Below are 26157 nucleotides of genomic sequence, written 5' to 3'. Positions count from 1 at the left end.
CCATGTCCGAGGACAGTGTCGCTTCGGCTTCCGGCGTGCCCGGGGCCCGTCCGGGGCGGCCTGTCGGCCGTAAGGCGGCACGGTCGCGCTGGGGACGCCTCTTCGCGGGCGGGCTGCTGCGGGGCGGGGTCCAGCGCAGCCTGGTCATCCGCCTGCTCCTGCGCTGGGTGCGCCGGCCGCTGCTGCCCGTCATGCGGCTGTGGCGGCGCAACATCCAGCTCAGGGTGGTGGCCACCACCCTGCTGATGTCCCTGGGCGTCGTCCTGCTGCTCGGCTTCGTCGTGATCGGGCAGGTGCGCAACGGCCTGCTGGACGCGAAGGCGCGGGCGTCGCAGAGCCAGGCCACCGGCGGGTTCGCCGTGGCCCGGCAGAAGGCGGACGAGGCGGCCGCGGGCGCCTCCGTCAACGGCACGGGTGACGTCACGGCCGCCGACGGACAGCAGTCGCAGAGCGTCATCCAGTGGATGAGCGACCTCGTGGACTCGCTCTCCAGCGGTGGCGCGGGCGCCTTCGACGTGGTGACGCTGCCCGCCGGTGACGACACCGGCGGCGGACGCAGCCCGCGCGGTTCCGGTTACGTCAGCCCCACCGACAGCGTGCCCGGCGATCTGCGCGAGCGGATCAACAGCAGCACGACCGCGGCGCAGAGCTACAGCCGGATCGTCTACAACAACAGCAAGGAGTCCCAGCCGGCGCTGGTCATCGGCAAGGAGCTCAACGACCCCAACGGCCACCCCTACGAGCTGTACTACCTCTTCCCGCTCACGCAGGAGGAGAAGTCCCTCAGCCTGGTCAAGGGGACGCTCGCGACCGCGGGCCTCTTCGTCGTCGTGCTGCTCGGCGCCATCGCGTGGCTGGTGGTGCGGCAGATCGTCACGCCGGTGCGGATGGCGGCCGGGATCGCCGAGCGGCTCTCCGCCGGCCGGCTCCAGGAACGGATGAAGGTCACCGGCGAGGACGACATCGCGCGCCTGGGCGAGGCCTTCAACAAGATGGCGCAGAGCCTCCAGATGAAGATCCAGCAGATGGAGGACCTGTCGCGGATGCAGCGGCGGTTCGTCTCCGACGTCTCGCACGAGCTGCGGACCCCGCTGACGACCGTCCGGATGGCCGCCGACGTCATCCACGAGGCCCGTGAGGACTTCGATCCGGTGACCTCCCGGTCCGCCGAGCTGCTCGCCGACCAGCTGGACCGGTTCGAGTCGCTGCTCGCGGACCTGCTGGAGATCAGCCGCTTCGACGCGGGCGCGGCGGCCCTGGAGGCCGAGCCGATCGACCTCAGGGAGGTCGTGCGGCGCGTGGTCGGCGGCGCCGAGCCGCTCGCCGAGCGCAAGGGCAGCCGCATACGCGTCATCGGCGACCAGCAGCCCGTCGTCGCCGAGGCCGACGCCCGTCGCGTCGAGCGTGTTCTGCGCAACCTCGTCGTCAACGCCGTGGAGCACGGCGACGGCAAGGACGTCGTCGTCAAGCTCGCCGCGGCCGGGGGCGCGGTGGCCATCGCCGTGCGCGACTACGGCGTCGGGCTCAAGCCCGGCGAGGCCAGCCGCGTCTTCAGCCGCTTCTGGCGGGCGGACCCGGCACGCGCGCGTACCACCGGCGGCACGGGTCTCGGCCTGTCCATCGCCCTGGAGGACGCCCGGCTGCACGGCGGCTGGCTGCAGGCCTGGGGCGAGCCGGGCGGCGGCTCGCAGTTCCGGCTGACGCTGCCGCGCACCGCCGACGAGCCGCTGCGGGGCTCTCCGATCCCCCTGGAGCCCAAGGACTCGCGGCGCAACCGCGGCGGCGACGGCACCGGCGCGCCCCGCGGGGGCCAGCTGAAGCAGGCGACCGTCCCGGTGCAGCAGGGCGGCGGGAACGTACCGCCGCTGCCGCCGCGCAACGGCGCGGTCACCCCCACGGCCGACCCGGCGGCACTGCCCGGCACGGGCGGCGCGCGCGTGGTGCCCCGGCCCGCGGGCGGCGGCCGGAGCACCGACGACAGGCCCGCCGCTCCCGAGTCCGACCCGCGCGCGGAGCGCCCGGAACCGGCCGGCCACGAGAAGACGACCGAGCCAGGGGAGGTATTTCGTGGGCGCTGACCGCGAAGGGGGGGCCCGGTCCGGACCGGGTCGCGCGGTGGCCTACGCCGCTCTGGGGATGGTCCTGCTGGGCGGCTGCGCCTCGATGCCGGACAGCGGCGACCTGCGCAATGTGGAGTCCACACCGCGGCAGGACACCGGCGTGCGGGTGTTCGCCATGCCGCCCGCCGAGGGCGCTCAGCCCGGCGCGATCCTCCAGGGCTTCCTGGAGGCACTGACCAGCGACGAGCCCGATTACGGCACCGCCCGCAAGTACCTCACCCCCGCCGCCGCGCGCGCCTGGCACCCCGAGCGCGCCACCACCGTCCTCGCCAACGGGCCGAGCACCCCTTCCGATGCCACGCAGGACGGCCGGGAGCGGGGCGGCAACCGTACGTACGTCCTGGCCGGCGACCGGGTGGCCACGGTGGACGGTCGGCAGGCGTACGCGCCCGCCGACGGCTCCTACCGGGTCAGGGTGCACCTCACGCAGGACCCGAAGACCGAGCAGTGGCGCATCGACGTACCGCCCGAGGGCGTCGTCATGGGCAAGTCGGACTTCCAGCGGAACTACACGTCCGTCGACAAGTACTACTTCTCCAGCGACACCCGGGTCGGCGCGACCGGACAGCCGGTCGCGGTCGCCGACCCGGTGTTCGTGCGCAGCAAGGTCGACGCCCTGACCCAGGTGGTGCGTTCGCTCCTCCAGGGACCCACCACACGGCTGGCACCGGTGGTCAGGTCGAGCTTCCCGACCGGTACGGCCTTGCAGCGGGGCGTGTCGGGTCTGGCCCCGGACGACGAGAACGGCCTGACGGTGCCGCTGAACGCCAAGGCGTCCCGGGTGGGGCGGGCCCGGTGCGAGGAGATGGCCACCCAACTGCTGTTCACGCTGCGGAACCTGACGCCGACGCTGGAGTCGGTCGCGCTGCGGGGGCCCGGCGGGCACCGGCTGTGCGATCTGACGGAGACGCGCGCCAAGTCCGCGGCCTGGCACGCCGCCGCACAGAGCCCCGACTACCTGTACTTCCTCGACGGAAAGCACCGGCTGGTCCGGCTGCCTACCGGAACCACCGCGACGAACAGCGCGCCGGTGCCGGGCGCGCTCGGTGAGGGCACCCGGCCGCTGCGGTCTGTGGCGGTCTCCCGCGACGAGGGCACGGTGGCGAGCGTGGGCGCCGACGGCAAGGCGATGTACGTGACCTCGCTGGCCGCGGGGGCCTCGCTCGGCGAACCGGTCGTCACCAGCCAGGGCCTGGACCCGGCTGCGGACCGGCTGACCAGGCCGAGCTGGGACGCGCGCGGCGACCTGTGGGTCGCCGACCTCGACCCCCGCCGTCAGCGGCTGTACGTCGTGGAGCAGGGCGCGGGCAAGCCGGTGGAGGTCACTCTGCCGGAGCTGCCCGGGCGCATCCGGGACGTGCGGGTGGCCGCCGACGGGGTGCGGGTCGCGCTGGTCGTGGACACGAAGGGCGGCAAGCAGGCGCTGCTCATCGGTCTGATCGTGCGGGACGACAGGTCGGGGGAGCCTCCCGCGGTGGTCGATCCGCATCCGGCCGCGCCCGGCATGGAACTGTTCAACGCCGTGTCCTGGGCCGGTGACAGCAGGCTGGTCGTGGTCGGCCGTGAGCAGGGAGGCGTGCACCAGATGCGGTACGTGCAGGTCGACGGCTCCACGCTGGACGGTCCGGCGCCCGCCGCGCTGTCGGGGGTGAAGGCGATCGCCTCCTCGGAGGACGAACGGGTGCCGCTGGTGGCCTATTCGGACGACGACGGGATCGTGAGACTCCCGTCGGGCGCCCAGTGGCAGAAGGTGGACAAGGACGGTACGGCCCCGGTCTATCCGGGCTGAGAGCCCCTTCCCGGCGCCCGGAACAAGGCGATCCTGTGCGGCCGTCACTCATGCGAGTGACGGCCGCACAGCGTTTTCCCCAGCCGTCCACAGGACGTTGTCCACAGGGGTGGCAGGCGGCCCCGGACCGGGGCACAGTGGTGGACATGCGGGGGTGGTGGCAGGACCTCACCGACCTGGTGCTGCCGGCCGAATGCGGAGGCTGCGGGGCACCCCGGACGGTGCTCTGCCCGCGTTGCCGGGCGGCGCTGGGCGGCGGCGCGCCGCGCCGGGTGCGACCGGTGCCCGAACCGGCCGGGCTGCCGGTGGTGCACGCCGCGGCGCCCTACGCGCAGGAGGTGCGGGCCCTCCTCCTCGCGCACAAGGAGCGCGGCGCGCTGACGCTCACCGGAGCCCTGGGCGCGGCTCTGGCGGGGGCCGTGCGCGCGGGGCTGACGAGCGGAGAACGGAGCCACCCCGACACGGCGGCCGGGGCGTGCGGGGCCGGAGCGGCGGCCGGGGCGGGACCGGCGGCCGGACCCGTGCTGCTCGTGCCCGTGCCCTCGGCACGGTGGGCCGTCCGGGCCCGGGGACACGACCCGGTACGGCGGATGGCCCTCGCGGCGGCAGGGCGGCTGCGGACCGCCGGGACGCCGGCCCGGGTGGTGCCGGTGCTGCGGCAGCGGCGGAGGGTGGCGGACCAGGCCGGTCTCGGCGCGCGGGAGCGGCGGGAGAACCTCGCCGGCGCGCTGGAGGTGGTGGCGGGCGGGGCGCGGCTGCTCGACGGCGGCCGGGTCGTGCTGGTGGACGACCTGATCACCACGGGCGCCAGTCTCGCGGAGGCGGCCAGAGCCCTCCGGGAGGCGGCCGGAAGACGGCACCGGATTCAAGATCGGGTGAACGGCGCAGTGTACGAAGCCGTAACTCGGGAAGGTAGGTGGGAACAGTCGACAGGGTCACGATCGGAAAGGGGGAAGCGGGTGCATGGTGCACCGGGAATGAGAGTGCCGCAAGTCGCCGGAGAAGCTCCCCGGGCGGCCGTGATCGCCGCTCCACCTGATTCCTTTGAAATAAACAGGAACTGAGGACGAACCTGCATCGTTGCAGGTAGCGAGGGAGTCAATTCACCTGAACGGAGGTACGCGAGAGTAGAGGGTGACGACATCCCTCCGGGCGAGATATGTTCGGTGAAGAGGAAAGGCCCAGGCCACACCTCCCGTACCCGAATGCTGCGCTGCGGGATTTCCGCAATCACCCCGCCGGCGGGGTGGAGATCTTGCCCATGGGGGAGGAGGAGGTGGAAGTCGCCGAGTCCGAGGTCCCGGTATCCCGGGGCCTGGTGCGAAAGGGAGATGCTCCGCAGATGGAGCGGGGCTATCCGGGAACGGAGTTCTGCGTGGACATCGTCGTCAAGGGCCGCAAGACCGAGGTGCCCGAGCGGTTCCGCAAGCACGTGGCCGAGAAGCTGAACCTGGAGAAGATCCAGAAGCTCGACGGCAAGGTGATCAGCCTCGACGTCGAGGTGTCCAAGGAGCCCAACCCCCGACAGGCCGGCCGCTGTGACCGAGTGGAGATCACGCTCCGCTCCCGCGGCCCGGTGATCCGGGCGGAGGCGGCGGCCAGCGACCCGTACGCGGCACTCGACATGGCCGCGGAGAAGCTGGACGCCCGGCTGCGCAAGCAGCACGACAAGCGCGTCGTGCGCCGTGGTTCGCGGCGGATCCCCGCGGCGGAGGTGCCCGACGTCGTCCCGGGCGTCGCGACGCTCCAGCCCAACGGCGTCCCCGTCCAGGAGACGGAGACGAACGGTGTGCCGACCAAGAAGATCGGCTCGCTGGAGGTCCAGGGGGAGGGCCCCCTGATCGTCCGCGAGAAGACCCACGTCGCTTCCCCGATGAGCCTTGACCAGGCCCTCTACGAGATGGAACTGGTCGGCCACGACTTCTATCTGTTCGTCGACGCCGAGACGAAGGAGCCGAGCGTCGTCTACCGGCGGCACGCCTACGACTACGGCGTCATCCACCTCAACACCGACCCGATGATCGCGGAGGTCCGCCAGCCCGCGGCAGGCGGCATGCTGGGCGGCTGAGCCTGTCCGGCCGAAGCGGAGCCGGTGCCCCTGGAGCGCGTGTGCGCCCCCAGGGGCACCGATGTGCGACCGCTTCGCGCCGCGCGGGTCGCCGCGGTGCCGTCCGGGCATGAAATCATGACCGGACCGGCCCAACCGGTAAGCCGCTGCCTTGGGTTGGCGATGGCACAGGACCACAGGCCACAGCCTTCAGGGGGAGGAACGATGGCGGACACCTTCGGACCGATGCGTGACGCGAACGCCGGCGACGGTGTCGACGGCCCGGGTGCCGGGACGGGCTCGTCGCGCGACGAGCCGATCAGAGTCCTGGTCGTGGACGACCACGCGCTCTTCCGGCGCGGCCTGGAGATCGTGCTCGCGGCCGAGGAGGACATCCAGGTCGTCGGAGAGGCGGGGGACGGCGCCGAGGCCGTCGACAAGGCGGCCGATCTGCTGCCCGACATCGTGCTGATGGACGTGCGGATGCCCAGGCGCGGCGGGATCGAGGCCTGCACCTCCATCAAGGAGGTCGCCCCCAGCGCGAAGATCATCATGCTGACGATCAGCGACGAGGAGGCCGACCTCTACGAGGCCATCAAGGCGGGCGCGACCGGCTACCTCCTGAAGGAGATCTCCACCGACGAGGTCGCCACCGCCATCCGCGCGGTGGCCGACGGGCAGTCGCAGATCAGCCCTTCCATGGCCTCCAAGCTCCTCACCGAGTTCAAGTCGATGATCCAGCGCACCGACGAGCGTCGGCTGGTGCCCGCACCGCGGCTGACCGACCGCGAGCTGGAGGTGCTCAAGCTCGTCGCCACGGGGATGAACAACCGTGACATCGCCAAGGAGTTGTTCATCTCCGAGAACACCGTGAAGAACCACGTGCGCAACATCCTGGAGAAGCTTCAGCTGCACTCCAGGATGGAGGCGGTGGTCTACGCGATGCGGGAGAAGATCCTCGAGATCCGCTGACGCCCGGCGCCCGACGCCGGGGGCCGGCTCCTGGCGCCCGAGGCGGGGACCCGGGCGCCGGAGAGGCGCTCGCTAGCCCAGGGCGCGGGCGAGTTCCCTGGTGAGGGGCTCGCGGAGGCCGGGCGCGTCCACGCGCTCCACGCGGACGTCCGTGCAGTTCACCCAGGCCGCCGCCTCCAGCAGCGCCTGGGCGACCGCGGGGACGGCCTTCGGGCCGTCCAGGGTGACCTGCCGGGCCACCAGGGTGCCGCCCTCGCGGGCCGGGTCGACGCGGCCGACCAGCGCGCCGCCCGCCAGCACCGGCATCGCGAAATAGCCGTACACCCGCTTCGGCTTGGGGACGTAGGCCTCCAGCCGGTGGGTGAAGCCGAAGATCCGCTCCGTGCGGGCCCGGTCCCAGATCAGCGAGTCGAACGGGGAGAGCAGCGTGGTCCGGTGCCGGCCGCGCGGCGGGGCCGCCAGGGCGGCCGGATCGGCCCAGGCGGGCCGGCCCCAGCCCTCGACCTCGACGGGCACCAGCCCCGAGTCGGCGATCACCGCGTCCACCTGTTCGCCCTTCAGGCGGTGGTAGTCGGCGATGTCCGCGCGGGTGCCGACCCCCAGCGCCTCGCCGGCCAGCCGGACCAGGCGGCGCAGGCATTCGGTGTCGTCCAGCTCGTCGTGCAGCAGCGGGGCCGGGACGGCGCGCTCGGCGAGGTCGTACACCCGCTTCCAGCCGCGGCGCTCGACGCACACCACCTCCCCGTACATCAGGGCCCGCTCCACCGCGACCTTGGTGCCCGACCAGTCCCACCACTCGCTGGTCTTCTTCGCGCCGCCCAACTGGGTCGCCGTCAGCGGGCCTTCCGCGCGCAGCTGCTTGACGACCTGGTCGTACGCGCCGTCGGGCAGCTGGTGGTTCCAGTGCGGGCGGGTGCGGTAGGCGCGGCGGCGGAAGGCGAAGTGGGGCCATTCCTCGACCGGGAGGATGCACGCGGCGTGCGACCAGTACTCGAAGGCGTGCGGACGGGCCGCGGGCGTGCCGGCGGAGGGGGCCTGCCAGTAGGCGGACTCCACTTCCTTGCGGCCGACCGCGCCCAGGCGCGCGTACGGGATCAGCTCGTGGGAGCGGGCGAGCACCGAGATGGTGTCGAGCTGGACCGCGCCGAGACGGCGCAGGACCCCTCGGACACCGGCCCGCCGGTCGGGCACACCGAGGAAGCCCTGGGCCCGCAGGGCGATACGGCGGGCGTCGTCCGCGGTGAGGTCGAGTGCGGGGCGCGGAAGGGTGGTCATGGACGGACCCTAGACGGCCCCACTGACAGCATGCTGTGAGCTGCGGTTTCCCTCCGGACCGCGGAACGGACCGCGGAACAGGCCGCGTCCCGGCGCTGGCTTCCCGCCCCCGCGCGCCAGGCCCGCCACGCGCCCCCCGCCCCCGCAGCCGGGCCCCCAGACGCCCCCGGCTCTCAGACGCGCGCGGGCAGGTACGGCGCCGTGGACGGCAGCTCCAGGTCGGAGGGGAGCAGGGAGGCCACCCAGCAGTCCCTTCGCACGCCGTTGTTGTTGAGGGCCGAACGGAAGGTGCCCTCGAAGACGAAACCGGCGCGTTCGGCCACCGCGCGGGAGGGGAGGTTGCCGGCCTCGGCGCGCCATTCCAGCCGGTCCATGGACAGCTCGGTGAAGGCCCAGCGGGCCGCGGCCAGCGTGGCCTCGGTGATGTAGCCGTGGCCGCGGTGCTCCTTGGCGGCCCAGAAGCCGACCTCGCCGACCCCGAGCGCACGCATCATCACGCTCAGCATGCCCGCCAGCTCTCCTCCGGGCAGGAAGACCCCGAAGGTGTAGGTCGAGTCGTTCGCCCAGCCCTCCGGCACCAGCTGACCGGTGAACGCCTCCGCGTGCTCGCGCAGATAGGGGGAGGGGAAGGCGGGGATCCAGCGCTGCATGTCGGGATCCTGGGCGGCCGCGTACACCGCCTCGGCGTCGTACGGGCCGACGGTGCGCAGGCGGAGACGGCCGGTGGTCAGGGTGACGGGTTCCATCGGCCGATTCTGCTCGCGCGGGCCGCGCGCCGCCATGGCTTTTCGTCATCCGTGAGCGGGTGATCACATTTCGCGCAATTCCTCGTGCCCGTGCGGCACCATCCGCGGGGGCCGCGCGTTGTCCAGGCAGAGGCGGTCCTCGGGGCGACAGGCCTCCCGGCGCGGCCGGGTCCTCGCATACGATGGCCGTTGCTCAGTCAAGTCAGACGCAAAACCGACCGTCCCAGGCCCGACCGGCAAGGAGACCAGCCCCCGTGTCCGTCCTCTCGAAGATCATGCGTGCAGGCGAAGGCAAGATCCTGCGCAAGCTGCACCGCATCGCGGACCAGGTCAACTCCATCGAAGAGGACTTCGTCGACCTCTCCGACGCCGAGCTGCGTGCCCTCACCGATGAGTACAAGCAGCGGTACGCCGACGGTGAGAGCCTGGACGACCTGCTCCCTGAGGCCTTCGCCACCGTCCGCGAGGCCGCCAAGCGCGTCCTCGGCCAGCGTCACTACGACGTGCAGCTGATGGGTGGCGCCGCCCTCCACCTCGGCTACGTGGCCGAGATGAAGACCGGTGAGGGCAAGACCCTCGTCGGCACCCTGCCCGCGTACCTCAACGCCCTGTCCGGCGACGGCGTCCACCTCATCACGGTCAACGACTACCTGGCCGAGCGCGACTCCGAGATGATGGGCCGCGTTCACCGGTTCCTCGGCCTGAGCGTCGGCTGCATCCTGGCCAACATGACGCCGGCCCAGCGCCGCGAGCAGTACGAGTGCGACATCACCTACGGCACGAACAACGAGTTCGGCTTCGACTACCTGCGCGACAACATGGCGTGGGCCCAGGACGAGCTCGTCCAGCGCGGCCACAACTTCGCCGTCGTCGACGAGGTCGACTCCATCCTGGTCGACGAGGCCCGTACGCCGCTGATCATCTCCGGCCCCGCGGACCAGGCCACCAAGTGGTACGGCGACTTCGCCAAGCTGGTCACGCGCCTGAAGAAGGGCGAGGCGGGCAACCCCCTCAAGGGTCTCGAGGAGACCGGCGACTACGACGTCGACGAGAAGAAGCGCACGGTCGCCATCCACGAGGCCGGCGTCGCCAAGGTCGAGGACTGGCTGGGCATCGACAACCTCTACGAGTCGGTGAACACCCCGCTCGTGGGTTATCTGAACAACGCCATCAAGGCCAAGGAACTCTTCAAGAAGGACAAGGACTACGTCGTCATCGACGGCGAGGTCATGATCGTCGACGAGCACACCGGCCGTATCCTCGCCGGCCGCCGCTACAACGAGGGCATGCACCAGGCGATCGAGGCGAAGGAAGGGGTGGACATCAAGGACGAGAACCAGACGCTCGCCACGATCACCCTGCAGAACTTCTTCCGCCTCTACGGCAAGCTCTCCGGCATGACCGGTACGGCGATGACCGAGGCCGCCGAGTTCCACCAGATCTACAAGCTCGGCGTCGTCCCGATCCCGACCAACAAGCCGATGGTCCGCAAGGACCAGTCCGACCTGATCTACCGCACCGAGGTGGCCAAGTTCGAGGCGGTCGTCGACGACATCGCCGAGAAGCACGAGAAGGGCCAGCCGATCCTCGTCGGCACCACGTCGGTCGAGAAGTCCGAGTACCTCTCGCAGCAGCTCAGCAAGCGCGGCATCCAGCACGAGGTGCTCAACGCCAAGCACCACGAGCGTGAGGCGTCGATCGTCGCCCAGGCCGGCCGCAGGGGCGCCGTCACCGTCGCCACCAACATGGCCGGCCGCGGTACGGACATCAAGCTCGGCGGCAACCCCGAGGACCTCGCCGAGGCGGAGCTGCGCCAGCGCGGCCTCGACCCCGAGGAGCACATCGAGGAGTGGGCCGCGGCGCTGCCCGCCGCCATGGCCAACGCCGAGCAGGCGGTCAAGGCGGAGAAGGAGGAGGTCGAGGAGATCGGCGGCCTCTACGTCCTCGGCACCGAGCGGCACGAGTCCCGTCGTATCGACAACCAGCTGCGCGGCCGTTCCGGCCGTCAGGGCGACCCGGGCGAGTCCCGCTTCTACCTGTCGCTGGGCGACGACCTGATGCGTCTGTTCAAGGCCGCGATGGTCGAGCGCGTGATGGCCATGGCCAACGTGCCGGACGACGTGCCGATCGAGAACAAGATGGTGACCCGCGCGATCGCGTCCGCGCAGTCGCAGGTCGAGCAGCAGAACTTCGAGACCCGCAAGAACGTCCTGAAGTACGACGAGGTCCTCAACCGCCAGCGCGAGGTCATCTACGGCGAGCGCCGCCGGGTCCTGGAGGGCGAGGACCTGCACGAGCAGGTGCAGCACTTCATGGACGACACGATCGACGCGTACGTGACCGCCGAGACCGCCGACGGCTTCGCCGAGGACTGGGACCTGGACCGGCTGTGGGGCGCCTTCCGGCAGCTCTACCCGGTGCGGGTGACCATCGAGGAGCTGGAGGAGGCCGCCGGCGACCGTGCCGGTCTGACGGACGACTTCATCTCCGAGTCCATCAAGGACGACATCCGCGCGCAGTACGAGTCCCGTGAGGCGCAGCTCGGCTCCGAGATCATGCGTGAGCTGGAGCGCCGGGTCGTGCTGTCGGTCCTCGACCGCAAGTGGCGCGAGCACCTCTACGAGATGGACTACCTCCAGGAGGGCATCGGCCTGCGCGCGATGGCCCAGAAGGACCCGCTGGTCGAGTACCAGCGCGAGGGCTTCGACATGTTCACCGCCATGATGGAGGGCATCAAGGAGGAGTCCGTCGGCTACCTGTTCAACCTGGAGGTCCAGGTCGAGCAGCAGGTCGAGGAGGTGCCGGTCGAGGAGGCCGAGCCGGTCTCCGAGGGCGTCCAGGACACGGTCCCGGCGCAGGCCGGTGCGCGGCCGGAGATCCGGGCCAAGGGTCTGGACGTTCCGCAGCGGCGTGACCTGCACTTCTCCGCGCCCACCGTCGATGGTGAGGGCGGCATCCTGGAGCGCGACCTCGAGGACGACGAGCCCGTCCGCTCCGAGGCCGACGGACTGACGCGGGCCGAGCGCCGCCGTCAGGCCAAGGGCGGCCGCCGCCGCAAGAAGTAGTCGGCCGCGGCGCCTGCGCCGTGACAGGGCCGGGTCTCCCTTCGGGGGCCCGGCCCTTCGGCGTGTGTGCGGGGTGCGCGTGCCGGGCGGTTCAGGGATTCCTCGGGGCCAGTTCCACCGCTGTGCAGCGCCAGCGCAGGTCGGGGCCCTGTTCGAGGCGGAAGGCCATGGCGCGCAGCCGGCCGCCGGCGGCGATGCGGGCGAAGACCTCCAGGGCGCCCGCGGCCGGGACGTAGTAGCCGATGTCGCGGACCACGGGGCGGGGGCCGCGGGTGCGCAGGGGGCTGTGCTCGGCGAGGCGGGCGAGGTCGTCGTAGGCGCGGCCCGCGGTGTACCGGAGCATCCAGTGCACGGGGCGCTGACCGCTCAGAACGGCCAGCAGGCGGTCGGCGAACAGATCGGTGGGTCGCAGGTCCGCCGCGGCCGCGGTCGGCGCCGAGAGGGGCGTACGGGCGCCCGCGGGGGCGGCCGCCGGCCCGGTCCGGCCCCGGACGGGCGTCCGGGGCGGGGCGCCGCCGGGCCGGCGCGGGTCGTGGCGGGTCGGCGGGCGGTGGCGCGGGCGCGGCGGTGACAGGGGCGTGCGGCTCATGACCTTGTTCATGGGGTCCCCGTTCGGCTGGCCCGGTCGATACCGGGCGGTAACTCGCTGGTGGGGATCTTGTACGGGGGCCGCGACCGGGACGGCAAGGAGGACGGGGCCGGAGCCGCGGGGCCGGGGAGGTTCACTTATCCGGGTGACGCGGGGCCGCGGAATCCCCGGGAGCGCGGGGCGGCACCGGGTGAACCGAGGGGTGCGGGGTGGACGCCGGCGGGACAGCGGCCGGGAACCCGAAAGGGGACGGCCGCACGTATCCTGAAGGCCCGTCGGTGACCAGGAAAGAGCGGCCAGCCATGCGCGTCTACGTCCCCCTGACCCTCCCCGGTCTCGCCGAGGCGTACAGGACCGGTGAGCTGGGGAGCGGACCCTTCACGGCGTACGCGGTCACGCCCGCGCTGCGCGAGTGGTTCGTCTCCGACGACATCGAGGAGCTGGAGTACGCGGCGCTCGGCCGCGCCGCCCTGGCCTCGCTGCGGCTGCTGGCGGCCGACCCCGACGCGGTGCGGCGGCGGATCGTGGTCGCCGCCGACGTGCCCGACGGTGCCGTCTCCGCGGGCCCTGACAGCGGTGACGGTTCCCGCGGTCCCGGCGAGGTGACGGTGGCCGGCGCGCTGCCGCTCGCCAAGGCGGCCGCGGTGCACGCCGACGCGGACGACGCCGAGGAGGACGTCACCGCGGCGGCGGGGGCGCTGGAGGCGGCCGACGGCGGCGACGACGACGCGCAGTTCCTCGTCGACGAGACCGAGGACCACGAGCTGCTGTGGTACGCCACGCAGGAGATCCCCGGCCTGGTCCGGCTCGCCTGACCTCGCCCGTCCCCGCCCGGCGTGACCTGACCTCGTCCGGCGTGACCTGACTCCGCCCGTCCCCGCGCGGCCTCGCCCGGCGTGACCTGGCCTCGCCCGTTCCCGTCCGACCTCGGCTGACCTGCTGTTATTCGGCCATCTCCGCTGTTGTCGGTGGGGGCGGGTACGGTTTCGGGCATGGGGAAGCACGGACGCGCGCACATCGTCTGGGACTGGAACGGAACCCTGTTCCACGACAATGACGCGATCATCGGGGCGACGAACGCGGCCTTCGCCGAGCTGGGGCTGACACCGATCACGCTGGAGCAGTACCGGACGCTGTACTGCGTACCGGTGCCCAGGTTCTACGAGCGGCTGCTGGGCCGCCTGCCGTCCGAGGCCGAGTGGGAGCGGATGGACGGCGCCTTCCACCGGCACTACGCCACGCACCGGGTGCGGTGCGGGCTGACCGAGGGGGCCGCGGATCTGCTCGCGCAGTGGCGTTCGGCCGGGCACAGCCAGTCGCTGCTGAGCATGTACGGGCACGAGGAGCTGGTGCCGCTCGTGCGCGGCTTCGGGATCGAGAGCCAGTTCCTCCGGGTCGACGGGCGCACGGGGCCGTCCGGGGGCAGCAAGGCCGAGCACATGGTCCGGCACCTGGAGGCGCTGACGGCGCTCACCGGGGCGGTCGAGGCCGAGCGGACCGTGGTGATCGGCGACGCCGCGGACGACGCGGTGGCCGCGCTGCACGTGGGGGCGCGGGCCGTGCTGTACACCGGGGGCTCCCACAGCCGGGCCAGCCTGGAGAAGGCGGGCGTGCCGGTGGTGGACACCCTGGCCGAGGCGGTGGCCGAGGCTCACCGGGTGTCGGCGTAGCGCGGGCGGGCGGGGCGTGACGCGGCCCCTGCCGGGCCACGTCACGCCGGGGTCGGGCCACGCCCGCCCGGGCCCGTCGGCGGACCGCCGGCCCGGCCGTCGCCGCGGTGGTCAGTCCGCCGGGGCCTTCGTCCGCAGGACCTTCAGGAACTCGCGCATCCAGGCGGGGTGATCCGGCCACGCCCGGGCCGACACCAGGGTGCCGTCCACGACGGCCTCGGCGTCGTCGAAGTGCGCCCCGGCCGCCTGCATGTCGAGCTCCAGGGCCGGATAGGCGGTGACCCGGCGTCCGCGCAGGCCGTCGATCGCGGCGGTGAGCAGCGGACCGTGGCAGATCTGGGCGACCGGCTTGTCGGCGTCGAAGAAGGCCTTGAGGATCTTGCGCAGTTCGAGGTCGTTGCGCAGGTACTCGGGCGCCCTGCCGCCGGGGATGACGAGGGCCGCGTACTCCCCGGGGTCGACCTCGGAGAAGGCCAGGTCGGCGGGCCAGGTGTAGCCCGGCTTCTCGGTGTAGGTGTCGAATCCGGGCTCGAAGTCGTGCACGACGAAGCGCAGCGTCTTGCGGGTGGGGGCCGCGATGTCGACGTCGTAGCCCTCCTCGCGCAGACGCTGGTAGGGGTACAGGACCTCCAGGGACTCCGCTGCGTCGCCGGTGATGATGAGGATCTTCGCGGGCATGTCGTTCCTCCTGCGCGGGCACGGCCCCTCCGCGGGGGACGGGCGCTGTCCCGGGCAACGTGCCTCGCCGTGACGCGCTTGCCAAGAGGGCCCGTCGCTTTCAGGGTGCGACCCCCGATGCCCCGGCGCGACCCATGCGCACGCCCGCGCCCGTGTGTCCGAAACCCGGCACCGTTCCCGCCCCGGCTCGTACGCGCGAGCGGCCGCGCGCCATCCGTACGCCGCGCACTCCCCCCGCCGGCCTCACCGGATACGCCACAGGGCCCCGGCCCACCCCTGTGCAGAACGTCAAACTTCACCCCCCGGTTTTGTACACATACGGCTCATGACGTGCCCGGGGTGAGGAGCGATAGCCTTGTGGCGTGATCAGCGCGATATCTCGCGGGGGCGCTTCCGCTCCTGCCCTGCGCCCGGGTTGCACGGAGTACCTCCGTGACCGGGCGGCGGTCGCTGGTCCTCGCGGGCGGGACGGGGGCGCCGAAGCCCCCGGTACGCCGAGGGCGGTCCGGGACCCGGCAGCGCCGATCCCGGCGCCGTGTCCGGCGGATACGTCGACATTGGCCGAAATCCCACCGCTCATCTCACCTCGCGGCATAGCGTCGGAACCGACCGGACACCCCGGGCCGTGGCGTCATGCCGGAGGGGAAGACTCCGTACTTCCTTCTACGTCTCGCAACGGCGCGCGACAGGAGCCAGAGGACAATGCAGACCAAGCTGGACGAAGCCAAGGCCGAGCTGCTCGATCGGGCCGCCCGGGTAGCTGAGAACAGCCCGGTCGGGGGGCACCTACCGACTGGGACGACGAGCGAGGGCACCGGCGGCACCCCCGACAGCGACTCCGTGCTCGCGTTCCTCCGGCGTTACTACCTGCACACCGCGCCCGAGGACCTCACCGACCGCGACCCGGTCGACGTCTTCGGCGCCGCGGTCTCGCACTACCGTCTCGCGGAGAACCGCCCCCAGGGCACCGCCAACGTCCGGGTGCACACCCCGACCGTGGAGGAGAACGGCTGGACCTCCAGCCACACCCTGGTCGAGGTCGTCACCGACGACATGCCGTTCCTCGTCGACTCGGTGACCAACGAGCTGACCCGGCAGGGACGCGGCATCCATGTCGTCATCCACCCGCAGTTCGTCGTCCGCCGGGACCTGACCGGCAAGCTGATCGAGGTCCTGCCGCACCGGCCCACCGGTGAGCTCCCGCACGACGCGCACATCGAGTCCTGGATCCACGTCGAGATCGACCGGGAGACGGACCGCGCCGACCTGAAGCAGATCACCGCCGACCTGCTGCGCGTCCTGTCCGACGTCCGCGAGGCCGTCGAGGACTGGGAGAAGATGCGGGACGCGGCGGTCCGGATCGCCGACGGCCTGCCGGCGGAGCCCCGGCCCGCGGACCTGCCCGCGGCCGAGGTCGAGGAGGCCCGCGAGCTGCTGCGCTGGCTGTCCACCGACCACTTCACCTTCCTCGGCTACCGCGAGTACGAGCTGCGCGGCGACGACTGCCTGGCCGCCGTGCCCGGCACCGGTCTCGGCATACTGCGCTCGGACCCGCACCACTCCCTGGACGACCAGCACCCCGTCAGCGCCTCCTTCGAGCGGCTGCCGGCGGACGCCCGCGCCAAGGCCCGCGAGCACAAGCTGCTCGTGCTGACCAAGGCCAACAGCCGGGCCACCGTGCACCGGCCGTCCTACCTGGACTACGTCGGCGTCAAGAAGTTCGACGCGGACGGCAACGTCGTCGGCGAGCGCCGCTTCCTCGGCCTGTTCTCCTCCGCCGCGTACACCGAGTCGGTGCGCCGCGTGCCCGTCATCCGCCGCAAGGTCGAGGAGGTCCTGGAGCTCGCCGGGTTCTCCCCCGACAGCCACGACGGCCGCGACCTGCTCCAGATCCTGGAGACCTACCCGCGCGACGAGCTGTTCCAGACCTCGCCGGTCGAGCTGCAGCCCATCGCGACCAGCGTCCTGTACCTCCAGGAGCGCCGCCGGCTGCGGCTGTACCTGCGCCAGGACGAGTACGGCCGCTACTACTCGGCCCTCGTCTACCTGCCCCGTGACCGCTACACCACCGGGGTCCGGCTGCGGATCATCGACATCCTGAAGGAGGAGCTCGGCGGCATCAGCGTCGACTTCACCGCCTGGAACACCGAGTCGATCCTGTCCCGGCTGCACTTCGTCGTGCGGGTCCCCGCCGGCACCGAGCTGCCCGAGCTGTCGGACACCGACAAGGAGCGCATCGAGGCCCGCCTGGTCGAGGCCGCCCGCTCCTGGGCCGACGGTTTCGCCGAGGCGCTCACCGCCGAGTGCGGCGAGGAGCGCGCGGCCGAGCTGCTGCGCCGCTACGGCGGCGGCTTCCCCGAGGGCTACAAGGCCGACCACACCCCGCGTGCGGCCGTCGCCGACCTGGTCCACCTGGACCGGCTCAGCGACGAGGAGGGCAACGACTTCGCCCTCAGCCTGTACGAGCCGGTCGGCGCCGCTCCCGACGAGCGCCGCTTCAAGATCTACCGCAAGGGCGGCGCCGTCTCCCTGTCGGCCGTGCTGCCGGTCCTCAACCGGCTCGGCGTCGAGGTGATCGACGAGCGGCCGTACGAGCTGCGCCGCTCGGACCGCACGACCGCGTGGATCTACGACTTCGGGCTGCGCATGCCCAAGCCGTCGGCCGGCGGCAACGGCGACTACCTCGGCGAGGACGGCCGCGAGCGGTTCCAGGAGGCGTTCGCCGCGACCTGGACCGGCAAGGCGGAGAACGACGGCTTCAACTCCCTCGTGCTCAGCGCCGGGCTGACCTGGCGGCAGGCGATGGTGCTGCGCGCCTACGCCAAGTACCTGCGCCAGGCCGGTTCCACCTTCAGCCAGGACTACATGGAGGACACCCTCCGCAACAACGTCCACACCACCCGGCTGCTGGTCTCGCTGTTCGAGGCGCGGATGTCCCCGGAGCGGCAGCAGGCCGGCCTGGAGATCACCGACGCGCTGCTGGAGGAGCTCGACGCCGCGCTCGACCAGGTCGCGAGCCTGGACGAGGACCGCATCCTGCGCTCCTTCCTGACCGTCATCAAGGCGACCCTGCGCACCAACTTCTTCCAGGAGTCGCAGGGCGGCGGCCCGCACGCCTACGTGTCGATGAAGTTCGACCCGCAGGCCATTCCGGACCTGCCCGCGCCGCGCCCGGCGTACGAGATCTGGGTGTACTCGCCCCGCGTCGAGGGCGTGCACCTGCGCTTCGGCAAGGTCGCGCGCGGCGGCCTGCGCTGGTCGGACCGGCGTGAGGACTTCCGCACCGAGATCCTCGGCCTGGTCAAGGCGCAGATGGTGAAGAACACCGTCATCGTGCCGGTCGGCGCCAAGGGCGGCTTCGTCGCCAAGCAGCTGCCGGACCCGGGCGTGGACCGGGACGCGTGGCTGGCCGAGGGCATCGCGAGCTACAAGACGTTCATCTCGGCCCTGCTCGACATCACCGACAACATGGTGGCCGGCGAGGTCGTGCCGCCGCGGGACGTGGTGCGGCACGACGGCGACGACACCTACCTGGTGGTCGCGGCCGACAAGGGCACGGCGACGTTCTCGGACATCGCCAACGGGGTCGCCGAGTCGTACGACTTCTGGCTGGGCGACGCCTTCGCCTCCGGCGGTTCGGCCGGCTACGACCACAAGGGCATGGGCATCACCGCCCGCGGTGCCTGGGAGTCCGTGAAGCGGCACTTCCGCGAGCTGGGCGTGGACACGCAGAGCGAGGACTTCACGGTCGTCGGCATCGGCGACATGTCCGGTGACGTGTTCGGCAACGGCATGCTGCTCTCCGAGCACATCCGCCTGGTCGCCGCCTTCGACCACCGGCACATCTTCATCGACCCGAACCCGGACGCGGCCACCGGCTACGCCGAGCGCCGCCGCCTGTTCGAACTGCCCCGCTCCAGCTGGGCCGACTACGACACCTCGCTGCTGTCGGCGGGCGGTGGGATCTTCCCGCGCAGCGCCAAGGCGATCCCGCTGAACCACCACATCCGTGAGGCGCTGGGCATCGAGGAGAAGATCTCCAAGATGACCCCGGCCGACCTGATGAAGGCGATCCTCCAGGCCCCGGTGGACCTGCTCTGGAACGGCGGCATCGGCACCTACGTGAAGTCGTCGGCGGAGACCGACGCCGACGTCGGCGACAAGGCCAACGACGCCATCCGCGTCGACGGCGCCGACCTGCGCGTCAAGGTCGTCGGCGAGGGCGGCAACCTGGGCCTGACCCAGCTCGGCCGCATCGAGTTCGCCACGCACGGCGGGAAGATCAACACCGACGCGATCGACAACAGCGCCGGCGTGGACACCTCCGACCACGAGGTGAACATCAAGATCCTGCTCAACGGTCTGGTCACGGAAGGCGACATGACCGTCAAGCAGCGCAACAAGCTGCTCGCCGAGATGACCGACGAGGTCGGCGCGCTGGTCCTGCGCAACAACTACGCGCAGAACACGGCGCTGGCCAACGCCCTCGCCCAGTCCAACGACATGCTGCACGCGCAGCAGCGGTTCATCCGCCACCTGGTCCACGAGGGCCACCTGGACCGGGCGCTGGAGTTCCTGCCGGCCGACCGCCAGATCCGTGAGCGGCTGAACCAGGGCCAGGGCCTCACCAGCCCGGAGACGGCCGTGCTGCTGGCGTACACGAAGATCACGGTCGCCGAGGAGCTGCTGGCCACCTCGCTGCCGGACGACCCGTACCTGCGGGGTCTGCTGCACGCCTACTTCCCGACGGCGCTGCGCGAGCGCTTCACCGAGGCCGTCGACAGCCACCCGCTGCGCCGTGAGATCACCACGACCGTGCTGGTCAACGACACGGTCAACACGGGCGGTACGACGTACCTGCACCGTCTGCGCGAGGAGACCGGTGCCTCGCTGGAGGAGATCGTCCGCGCCCAGACCGCGGCCCGCGTGATCTTCTCCGCCGCCCCGGTGTGGGACGCGGTCGAGGAGCTGGACAACACGGTCGAGGCGGCCGTCCAGACCCGGATCCGGCTGCACTCGCGCCGTCTGGTGGAGCGCGGCACGCGCTGGCTGCTCAACAACCGGCCGCAGCCGCTCCAGCTCGCCGAGACCGTCGAGTTCTTCGCGGAGCGGGTCGAGCAGGTGTGGCAGCAGATGCCCAAGCTGCTGCGCGGTGTGGACCTGGAGTGGTACCAGCACGTGTACGACGAGCTGTCCGAGGCCGGTGTCCCGGCCGAGCTCGCCACCCGCGTCGCCGGTTTCTCCTCCGCCTTCCCGGCGCTCGACATCGTCTCGGTGGCCGACCGCATGGGCAAGGAGCCGCTGGACGTCGCCGAGGTGTACTACGACCTCGCCGACCGCCTCGGCATCACCGAGCTGATGGACCGCATCCTGGAGCTGCCCCGCTCGGACCGCTGGCAGTCGATGGCCCGCGCCTCCATCCGCGAGGACCTGTACGCGGCCCAGGCCGCGCTGACCGCGGACGTCCTCGCGGTCGGCAACGGCGGCTCGACGCCCGAGCAGCGCTTCGCCGACTGGCAGGAGAAGAACAGCGCGATCCTCGGCCGGGCGCGCGCCACCCTGGAGGAGATCCGCGGTTCGGAGACCTTCGACCTCGCCAACCTGTCGGTGGCGATGCGGACGATGCGGACGCTGCTGCGCACGCATTCCTAGCGGCACCGGAATGAGGGGCGCCCCGGACCGGTCACGGTCCGGGGCGCCCTCGCTCTGTCCGGTGAAACGGCAATTGACCTTTTCCGGCGATTCATCCCGTTTCGGATAGGGTCTGCGCTGTGACAGTTGGGTGTTCCCGCGGGACGCGCGCCGCACTGCCCGGCCCGGCCGGCGTCGTCCGGGCACTGCCACGGGCCGCGGCGGCGCTGGTGCTGGTGCTGATGCTCCTGGTGATCGTGCGGCTGCCCTGGGCGGGTGATCTGGGCATGCACGCGGCGACCGTGCAGCGGCTGCGGCACGATCTGCTGCATCCCGGCAATCCGCTGGTCGACGTCGACACACCGAGCCCGTACTACTCGCCCTGGATGCTGGTGCTCGGCTGCGTCGCCAAGCTCACCGGTCTGTCGGTGTTCGTCGTGCTGCGGATCGGCGCGCTCGCCGGTCTCGCGCTGCTGGTCACCGGCGTCCGGCGGTACGTCCGCACGCTGAGCGCCCGGCCCGTCGCGCCCGCGCTCGCGTTCCTGTGCCTGGTCCTCCTGTGGGGGCCGGTGCTGTTCAACTGGAGCGGCTTCCTCGGCCTCAACTCGCTCGCGCTGACGGTGTCGTACCCGAGCGTGTTCGCCCTCGGCCTGTCCTTCCACCTCTGGGCGTGGCTGACACGGGTGCTGCGCGAGGCAGGCGCGGCGACGGGGGAGGGCGCGGCGGACGCGGAGCGCGCGGCGGACGACTGGGGGGTGTGGCTGCGCCTGGGGCTGCTGTGGGCGCTCGTCCTGCTGTGCCACCAGTTCACGGGCGTGGTCGCCACCCTGGGCGCGCTGGCCGTCGTGATCTCCGCGCGGCCGGACCGCCGGGTGCTGCTCCGCGTCGGCGGCGCGCTGGTCATGGGCGTGGTGCTGCTGGCGCTCTGGCCGTACTACGACTTCTTCGCGCTCTTCTCCGCCGGCGCGGATCTCGAGGCCATCCACCGGTCGCTGTACACGCACCTCGCCGGCCGCTTCGGGCTGGCCCTGCTGGGGGTGGCGGCACTGGCCCTGCGCCTGCGCCGCGACCGCCGCGACCCCCTCGTCCTCTTCTTCCTCCTCGGCCTGCTCGTGGTCGCCGCGGGCGGAGCGACGGGCCACTACTCGTGGGGCCGCGCGCTGCCCGCCGTGCTGATCCCGGCTCAGCTCGCGGCCGCGCTGGAGACCGTCCCGGCGGGCGGGCGGGCCGTGCGGACGGGCTGGGCGTGCGCGCTGGGCGCCGCGCTGGCGGTGGGGGCGTGGGCCCAGGCGGGGACGCTCGGGTACGCCGTCGGCAGGGACGCGCTCCCCGCCGTCGTCGCCGCCAAGTACCGGCCGCCGTGGGGCGGTTACCAGTGGATCACGCCCTGGGTGAAGTACGGGGACGTGGTGATGGCCCGCACGCTGCCGTCCCGGCAGATCCCGGCCTACGGGCCGTACACCGTGGCCCCCGGCTATCCCGACGTGTTCCTGCCGGACCAGGGGCGGCGGGACGCGGCGGTCGCCCGGTACTTCGGGCCGGGCACCTCGGCGGACGGACGCTGGGCCATGATCCGCGAGTACGGGGTCCAGTGGGTCGTCGGCACGGCGGTGGCCCCCGACCCCTGGCTGCGCCGGGTGACGGGCGGCCCCGCCGGCCAGACCCTGTACGAGGTCAGACGCTGATCCCCGCCGGGACGGGGGGCGCCGCTATTTCAGGACGCCCGCCGCCAGCCGGACCGCGTTGCGCACCTTGGGGCGGTCCACCTTGCGGACCACCGGGCGGATCAGCCGGGCCGTCACGCCGACCGGACGCCAGCGGATCTGCAGGCGCCCGGGGTTGCGGCCCTCCGGCTCGACGGTGACGTCGTGGGGGAGGGCGCCGGAGCGGTAGTCGACGCGGGCCGTGGCGGCGGGGAAGCCGAGGGGGGCCAGCAGCAGCCCGGAGTGGGCGAGGCCCTGCTGCTCCAGGCGCAGCACGGGATGCCGGACGCCGTCGAAGCCCTGGAGGGAGAGCCGCGCGGCCGACAGGTCCAGCCGGACCCGCCCCTCGAAGACACCGGGGCGCACCGGGTCCAGGCGGAAGGGGACCGTCATCCGGCGCCGCCCCGGGGCCAGCAGGAGGGCCGCCCGCTGGGGGCCGACGGGCAGCCGCAGACCGGGGTCGTAGGTGCGCACCGCGAGGTGCACCGAGGCACCGGGCCCGCGGTCGAGGCCGGTGATCTCGTGCCGGAAGTGCGCGAGGGGGAACGGCCGGGTGTCGAGCTCCAGGTCGGAGACGTCCAGTTCGCGGCGCGCCCGCTCCGAGGACGGGACGCTGTCGCCCCAGAACGTCGCGCCCGTGCCGTCGGCGCTGACCCGCCGCGGCGCCACCGGGTGCCCGAGGCCCCGCGCCGCGAGCCGGGCGTCGGCGAGGCGGCCGTCGCGCAGGAGCTGGAGGACCACCCGTTCCGGGCGCGGCAGCCGGGCGTACGCGCCGTCCGCGAGGGTCTCCAGGTACGGGTTCATGATCTCGGCGAAGGCTTCGAGCCAGTCGTCGTCCCGGTAGGGCAGATCGCCCGCGTACATCCGGAAGTCGTGCTTGAGGAACTTGTAGTCCTTGTCCTCGCGCAGCGCCTCGTGCCCGCTGCCGGTGAGGAACTCGTCGATCAGGCGCTGCACGTGCACCCGGTCGCGGACGTTGGAGACCTTGTGCCGCTGGTTGGAGATGGAGGCCGACGCGGCGGCGGCGAACGGCTCGATGTACCAGGTGTACACGTGGTCCGGGACGATCGTGAACGCCTCCGCCAGGCAGTAGGCCTGCGCCGAGAAGAGCTGGTCCTCGTAGTGGATGCCCTCGGGGAAGCGGAGCCGGTGGCGGTCCAGGAACGCGCGGGCGTACATCTTGCTGGTCGACAGGTGCTCGAACAGCAGCCGCGGGTCCGCCGCGATGCCCTCCAGGGTGCGGCGTTCGGAGACCAGGTGCGGCATCCAGGTCGAGCGGCGCCCGTTGTCCACCCGGACCCGGCGCACCGCGCCCATGGTGAAGTCGACCTCGCGCTCGCGGTGCGCGGCCAGCAGCGACTCCACCGCGCGCGGCGGGAGTTCGTCGTCGCTGTCCAGGAACATCAGGTACGGCGCCCGCGCGATCTCGATGGCCCGGTTGCGCGGCGCGCTGCAGCCGCCGCTGTTCTCCGGCAGACGCAGGTAGCGGATGCGCGGGTCCTGGGCCGCCAGCTTCCGGGCCACCTCGGGCGTGCCGTCCGTGGAGTGGTCGTCGCTGATGACGATCTCGATGTCCGCGTGGGTCTGGGCGCGCAGCGAGGCGACCGCGCGGGGCAGCCGGGCGGCGTCGTTGTAGACGATGACCGTGACGGTGACGTCGGGGGTCGTCATGCGCCGGCCTCCTCGGGGGTCGGGGCGGGGGTGCGGGCGTCCAGCGGGAGGACCGGGGGCAGCGCCCGTTCGGGCTCGCCGAGGAACACGCGCCGTACGACCCGTTCGGCCGCGCGGCCGTCGTCGTACTCGCAGAACCGGGCCCGGAAGGCGGCCCGTGCCTTCGCCGCGTTCTCGTCGTGCCAGGCACCGGAGGTGAGGATCTCCGTGAGTTCCTCCTGGGTGCGGGCGACCGGGCCCGGCGCCTCGGCCATCAGGTCGAAGTAGACGCCCCGGGTGGTGCGGTACGTCTCCCAGTCGTCGGCGTGGATCACGATCGGGCGGTCGAGGTTGGCGTAGTCGAACATGATCGACGAGTAGTCCGTGACCAGCGCGTCGGCGGCCAGGCACAGTTCCTCGACGGGGTCGTAGGAGGAGACGTCGACGATCCTGCCGGAGCGGCGCAGACCGGTCAGCGGGGAGGCCGCGCCGCCGTAGAAGTAGTGGGCGCGGACCAGGAGCACGGTGTCCTCGCCGAGCCGGTCGGAGAGGGCGGCGAGGTCGATGCGCGGGGTGAAGCCGGCCTCGTAGTCGCGGTGGGTGGGGGCGTAGAGGACGGCTCTGCGGCCCGGGGCGATGCCGAGGCGCTCGCGGGCGGCGCGCACGTCGGCGGCCGTGGCGGTGTAGAAGACGTCGTTGCGCGGATAGCCGTGGTCGAGGGAGGTGAACCGGGCCGGGTAGGCACGCTCCCACATGCGGGTGGAGTGGCTGTTGGCGCTGACGCTGTAGTCCCACTTGTCGACGCGGTTCATCAGGGCGGCGAAGTCCATGCCCTTGGCGGCGGCCGGGTGGGCCATCTGGTCCAGGCCCATGCGCTTGAGGGGGGTGCCGTGGTGGGTCTGGAGGTGGATCGCGCCGGGCCGTTTGACCACCGCGTTCGGGAAGTTGACGTTGTTCGTCAGGTATCTGGCGGTGGCCAGCGTCTCCCAGTAGCGGGGGGTGCCGGGGATCACGTGGTCGGTGCCGGGGGGCAGCAGGGCCGCGTTGGCCTTGCTCACCACCCACACCCGGCGGATGTGCGGGGCGAGTTCGGCGAGCTTCGCGGCGACCGCGGCCGGGTTGCAGGCGACCCCGCGGTCCCAGTAGGCGGCGAACACCGCCAGCTCCGGGTCGACCGGGCGGTCGAGCGCCCTGCGGTAGCGCTGGTCGCGCAGCTTCGCGCCGATCCTGCGCTTGCGGGTGCGCACGGCCTTCCTGGCGGCGCGGCGGGTGTGGTTGACGGCCTGGAAGGCGCGGTACCGGGCGTAGGCCCCCTCTTCGAGGAGCGCGTGGCGGACGCCCTCCAGACCGGCCGGGCGCCGGTGGCCCTCGGGGCGGTGGCGCACCGCGGCCAGCGAGGCGCGGCGGAAGAATTCCCGGGCCACCGCCTCGGGCATCTCCTCGCGGGCGAAGGTGCGGATCAGGTCGCGGACCATCAGCTCGTACAGCACCGCGTGGACGGCGCGGCGGTCCGCGGCGAGCGCCAGCAGCGACTCGTGACGCCCGACGAGCGCCAGCCGGTCCGCGGCGGCAGGGGGCGGCAGGCTCTGCGGGCGCAGCGTGCGGTGGTCGTACGCCACCTGGTTCAGGCAGGCGACACGGCCGGCGCGCAGCAGGGCCGCCTGGGCGGCCCGGGGCTCGTCGTCGGTGCCGAGGTGCTCCTGCTGGGCCCGCCAGAACGCGGCGCGCAGGACGCGGGTGCCGAGCAGCGGGGTGAGACGCAGCAGGTCGGCGGCGTCGGCGAGGGCGAGATCGGTGCGGCCCGCACCGGCGAGGAGACGGCCGTCGCGGGAGGGGGCGGCGGCCGTCTGCCAGGTGCTGGTGACGTGGTCCAGGAGGAGCACGTCGGCCGTGTCGCCGAGTTCGGCGGTCCGTTCGGCGATCAGCCGGGGCGCCCCCGCCGGCAGGCCGTCCTTGGCGCGTACGAAGTGCAGCCAGCGGCCGGAGGCACGGGCCGCGCCCGCCGCCCGTGCCGCCGCGTCACCCGTGCCCTCGGGCAGGGGCACGACGACCGTCTCGGGCGCGTGCCCCTCGGCCGTCTCCCGCGCCCACTCGCCGACCGCGGCGACGATCACCTCGGTGTCGGGGAGCGGGCGCGTCTCCAGCGAGCCGAGCAGTTCGTTCAGATACCCCTGGGTGTTCGGCCCGTAGACGATCACGCTGAGGTGGGGCATCGCGGGGGT

16 protein-coding genes are annotated in these 26157 nt (G+C 72.4%); 10 read left to right on the top strand and 6 right to left on the bottom strand.

Translation table 11 applies throughout. From position 1 onward, the window contains the following. The first annotated feature begins 2 nt into the window (after nucleotides 1-2). The 5 genes from mtrB to ACIPRD_RS28135 all read left to right on the top strand — a co-directional run bounded on the left by mtrB (nucleotide 3) and on the right by ACIPRD_RS28135 (nucleotide 6928). A complete protein-coding gene (gene mtrB / locus ACIPRD_RS28155) occupies nucleotides 3-2078 on the top strand; it encodes an MtrAB system histidine kinase MtrB (RefSeq protein ID WP_401567004.1) in 2076 nt (691 codons plus the stop codon). Then, a complete protein-coding gene (locus ACIPRD_RS28150) occupies nucleotides 2068-3909 on the top strand; it encodes an LpqB family beta-propeller domain-containing protein (RefSeq protein ID WP_401567002.1) in 1842 nt (613 codons plus the stop codon). The genes mtrB and ACIPRD_RS28150 overlap by 11 nt, the downstream gene beginning before the upstream one ends. A gap of 146 nt (nucleotides 3910-4055) precedes the next feature. Beyond that, complete coding sequence (locus ACIPRD_RS28145) at nucleotides 4056-4973, top strand: ComF family protein (protein WP_401566999.1); 918 nt, start codon at nucleotides 4056-4058, stop codon at nucleotides 4971-4973. Between the two features lie 311 nt (nucleotides 4974-5284). Continuing rightward, the gene (gene hpf / locus ACIPRD_RS28140) at nucleotides 5285-5977 is read left to right on the top strand and encodes a ribosome hibernation-promoting factor, HPF/YfiA family (protein WP_356398981.1); all 693 of its coding nucleotides are present in this window, start codon (nucleotides 5285-5287) and stop codon (nucleotides 5975-5977) included. A 204-nt stretch (nucleotides 5978-6181) separates the two neighbouring features. Continuing rightward, complete coding sequence (locus tag ACIPRD_RS28135) at nucleotides 6182-6928, top strand: response regulator transcription factor (RefSeq protein ID WP_356396539.1); 747 nt, start codon at nucleotides 6182-6184, stop codon at nucleotides 6926-6928. 72 nt (nucleotides 6929-7000) lie between these two features. On the opposite strand, the gene ACIPRD_RS28130 is transcribed toward ACIPRD_RS28135, so the two are convergent. Both ACIPRD_RS28130 and ACIPRD_RS28125 read right to left on the bottom strand, forming a co-directional pair. Then, nucleotides 7001-8203 (bottom strand): winged helix-turn-helix domain-containing protein, encoded by a 1203-nt coding sequence (locus tag ACIPRD_RS28130; RefSeq protein ID WP_401566996.1) that lies wholly within the window; start codon nucleotides 8201-8203, stop codon nucleotides 7001-7003. Between the two features lie 173 nt (nucleotides 8204-8376). Further along, a complete protein-coding gene (locus tag ACIPRD_RS28125; protein ID WP_356396545.1) occupies nucleotides 8377-8949 on the bottom strand; it encodes a GNAT family N-acetyltransferase in 573 nt (190 codons plus the stop codon). Nucleotides 8950-9203: 254 nt separating this feature from the next. Here ACIPRD_RS28125 and secA point away from each other — a divergent pair, with 254 nt between their 5' ends. Further along, nucleotides 9204-12014 carry a preprotein translocase subunit SecA gene (gene secA, locus ACIPRD_RS28120; protein ID WP_356396547.1) on the top strand — a complete coding sequence of 937 codons (2811 nt, stop codon included), beginning with the start codon at nucleotides 9204-9206 and terminating at the stop codon, nucleotides 12012-12014. Nucleotides 12015-12105: 91 nt separating this feature from the next. Here the strand turns inward: secA and ACIPRD_RS28115 are convergent, their stop codons facing one another. After that, complete coding sequence (locus ACIPRD_RS28115; protein ID WP_401566992.1) at nucleotides 12106-12615, bottom strand: Rv3235 family protein; 510 nt, start codon at nucleotides 12613-12615, stop codon at nucleotides 12106-12108. Between the two features lie 290 nt (nucleotides 12616-12905). Between ACIPRD_RS28115 and ACIPRD_RS28110 the strand changes: the two genes are divergently transcribed. Together ACIPRD_RS28110 and ACIPRD_RS28105 are read left to right on the top strand one after the other, a co-directional pair. Continuing rightward, nucleotides 12906-13418 (top strand): DUF6912 family protein, encoded by a 513-nt coding sequence (locus tag ACIPRD_RS28110; RefSeq protein ID WP_401566989.1) that lies wholly within the window; start codon nucleotides 12906-12908, stop codon nucleotides 13416-13418. 177 nt (nucleotides 13419-13595) lie between these two features. Further along, nucleotides 13596-14273 (top strand): haloacid dehalogenase-like hydrolase, encoded by a 678-nt coding sequence (locus ACIPRD_RS28105; protein WP_356396554.1) that lies wholly within the window; start codon nucleotides 13596-13598, stop codon nucleotides 14271-14273. 111 nt (nucleotides 14274-14384) lie between these two features. Here the strand turns inward: ACIPRD_RS28105 and ACIPRD_RS28100 are convergent, their stop codons facing one another. After that, nucleotides 14385-14951 (bottom strand): DJ-1/PfpI family protein, encoded by a 567-nt coding sequence (locus tag ACIPRD_RS28100; RefSeq protein WP_356396556.1) that lies wholly within the window; start codon nucleotides 14949-14951, stop codon nucleotides 14385-14387. A 702-nt stretch (nucleotides 14952-15653) separates the two neighbouring features. Between ACIPRD_RS28100 and ACIPRD_RS28095 the strand changes: the two genes are divergently transcribed. Continuing rightward, the gene (locus ACIPRD_RS28095; protein ID WP_401566987.1) at nucleotides 15654-20603 is read left to right on the top strand and encodes an NAD-glutamate dehydrogenase; all 4950 of its coding nucleotides are present in this window, start codon (nucleotides 15654-15656) and stop codon (nucleotides 20601-20603) included. Nucleotides 20604-20824: 221 nt separating this feature from the next. Then, entirely contained in the window at nucleotides 20825-22267 is a 1443-nt protein-coding gene (locus ACIPRD_RS28090) for a hypothetical protein (protein ID WP_401567067.1), read from the top strand. Between the two features lie 24 nt (nucleotides 22268-22291). On the opposite strand, the gene ACIPRD_RS28085 is transcribed toward ACIPRD_RS28090, so the two are convergent. Both ACIPRD_RS28085 and ACIPRD_RS28080 read right to left on the bottom strand, forming a co-directional pair. Further along, nucleotides 22292-23956: a glycosyltransferase gene (locus tag ACIPRD_RS28085; protein WP_401566984.1), complete on the bottom strand. Its 1665-nt coding sequence runs from the start codon at nucleotides 23954-23956 to the stop codon at nucleotides 22292-22294. Then, on the bottom strand, nucleotides 23953-26148 hold the full coding sequence (locus ACIPRD_RS28080) for a CDP-glycerol glycerophosphotransferase family protein (protein ID WP_401566981.1): 2196 nt from the start codon (nucleotides 26146-26148) through the stop codon (nucleotides 23953-23955). The genes ACIPRD_RS28085 and ACIPRD_RS28080 overlap by 4 nt, the downstream gene beginning before the upstream one ends. Nucleotides 26149-26157: the final 9 nt, after the last annotated feature.

Source organism: Streptomyces sp. NPDC090108 (assembly GCF_044747185.1).
Taxonomy (GTDB): domain Bacteria; phylum Actinomycetota; class Actinomycetes; order Streptomycetales; family Streptomycetaceae; genus Streptomyces.
This window is presented reverse-complemented; position numbering and strand designations above follow the sequence as displayed.

Bases quoted from the DNA above. Each gene is read 5' to 3' on its own strand.
- mtrB (WP_401567004.1), top strand. From the start codon at position 3: ATGTCCGAGGACAGTGTCGCTTCGGCTTCCGGCGTGCCCGGGGCCCGT.
- ACIPRD_RS28145 (WP_401566999.1), top strand. From the start codon at position 4,056: ATGCGGGGGTGGTGGCAGGACCTCACCGACCTGGTGCTGCCGGCCGAA.
- ACIPRD_RS28135 (WP_356396539.1), top strand. From the start codon at position 6,182: ATGGCGGACACCTTCGGACCGATGCGTGACGCGAACGCCGGCGACGGT.
- ACIPRD_RS28130 (WP_401566996.1), bottom strand. From the start codon at position 8,203: ATGACCACCCTTCCGCGCCCCGCACTCGACCTCACCGCGGACGACGCC.
- ACIPRD_RS28125 (WP_356396545.1), bottom strand. From the start codon at position 8,949: ATGGAACCCGTCACCCTGACCACCGGCCGTCTCCGCCTGCGCACCGTC.
- ACIPRD_RS28115 (WP_401566992.1), bottom strand. From the start codon at position 12,615: ATGAACAAGGTCATGAGCCGCACGCCCCTGTCACCGCCGCGCCCGCGC.
- ACIPRD_RS28110 (WP_401566989.1), top strand. From the start codon at position 12,906: ATGCGCGTCTACGTCCCCCTGACCCTCCCCGGTCTCGCCGAGGCGTAC.
- ACIPRD_RS28105 (WP_356396554.1), top strand. From the start codon at position 13,596: ATGGGGAAGCACGGACGCGCGCACATCGTCTGGGACTGGAACGGAACC.
- ACIPRD_RS28100 (WP_356396556.1), bottom strand. From the start codon at position 14,951: ATGCCCGCGAAGATCCTCATCATCACCGGCGACGCAGCGGAGTCCCTG.
- ACIPRD_RS28095 (WP_401566987.1), top strand. From the start codon at position 15,654: ATGCAGACCAAGCTGGACGAAGCCAAGGCCGAGCTGCTCGATCGGGCC.
- ACIPRD_RS28090 (WP_401567067.1), top strand. From the start codon at position 20,825: ATGCTCCTGGTGATCGTGCGGCTGCCCTGGGCGGGTGATCTGGGCATG.
- ACIPRD_RS28085 (WP_401566984.1), bottom strand. From the start codon at position 23,956: ATGACGACCCCCGACGTCACCGTCACGGTCATCGTCTACAACGACGCC.
- ACIPRD_RS28080 (WP_401566981.1), bottom strand. From the start codon at position 26,148: ATGCCCCACCTCAGCGTGATCGTCTACGGGCCGAACACCCAGGGGTAT.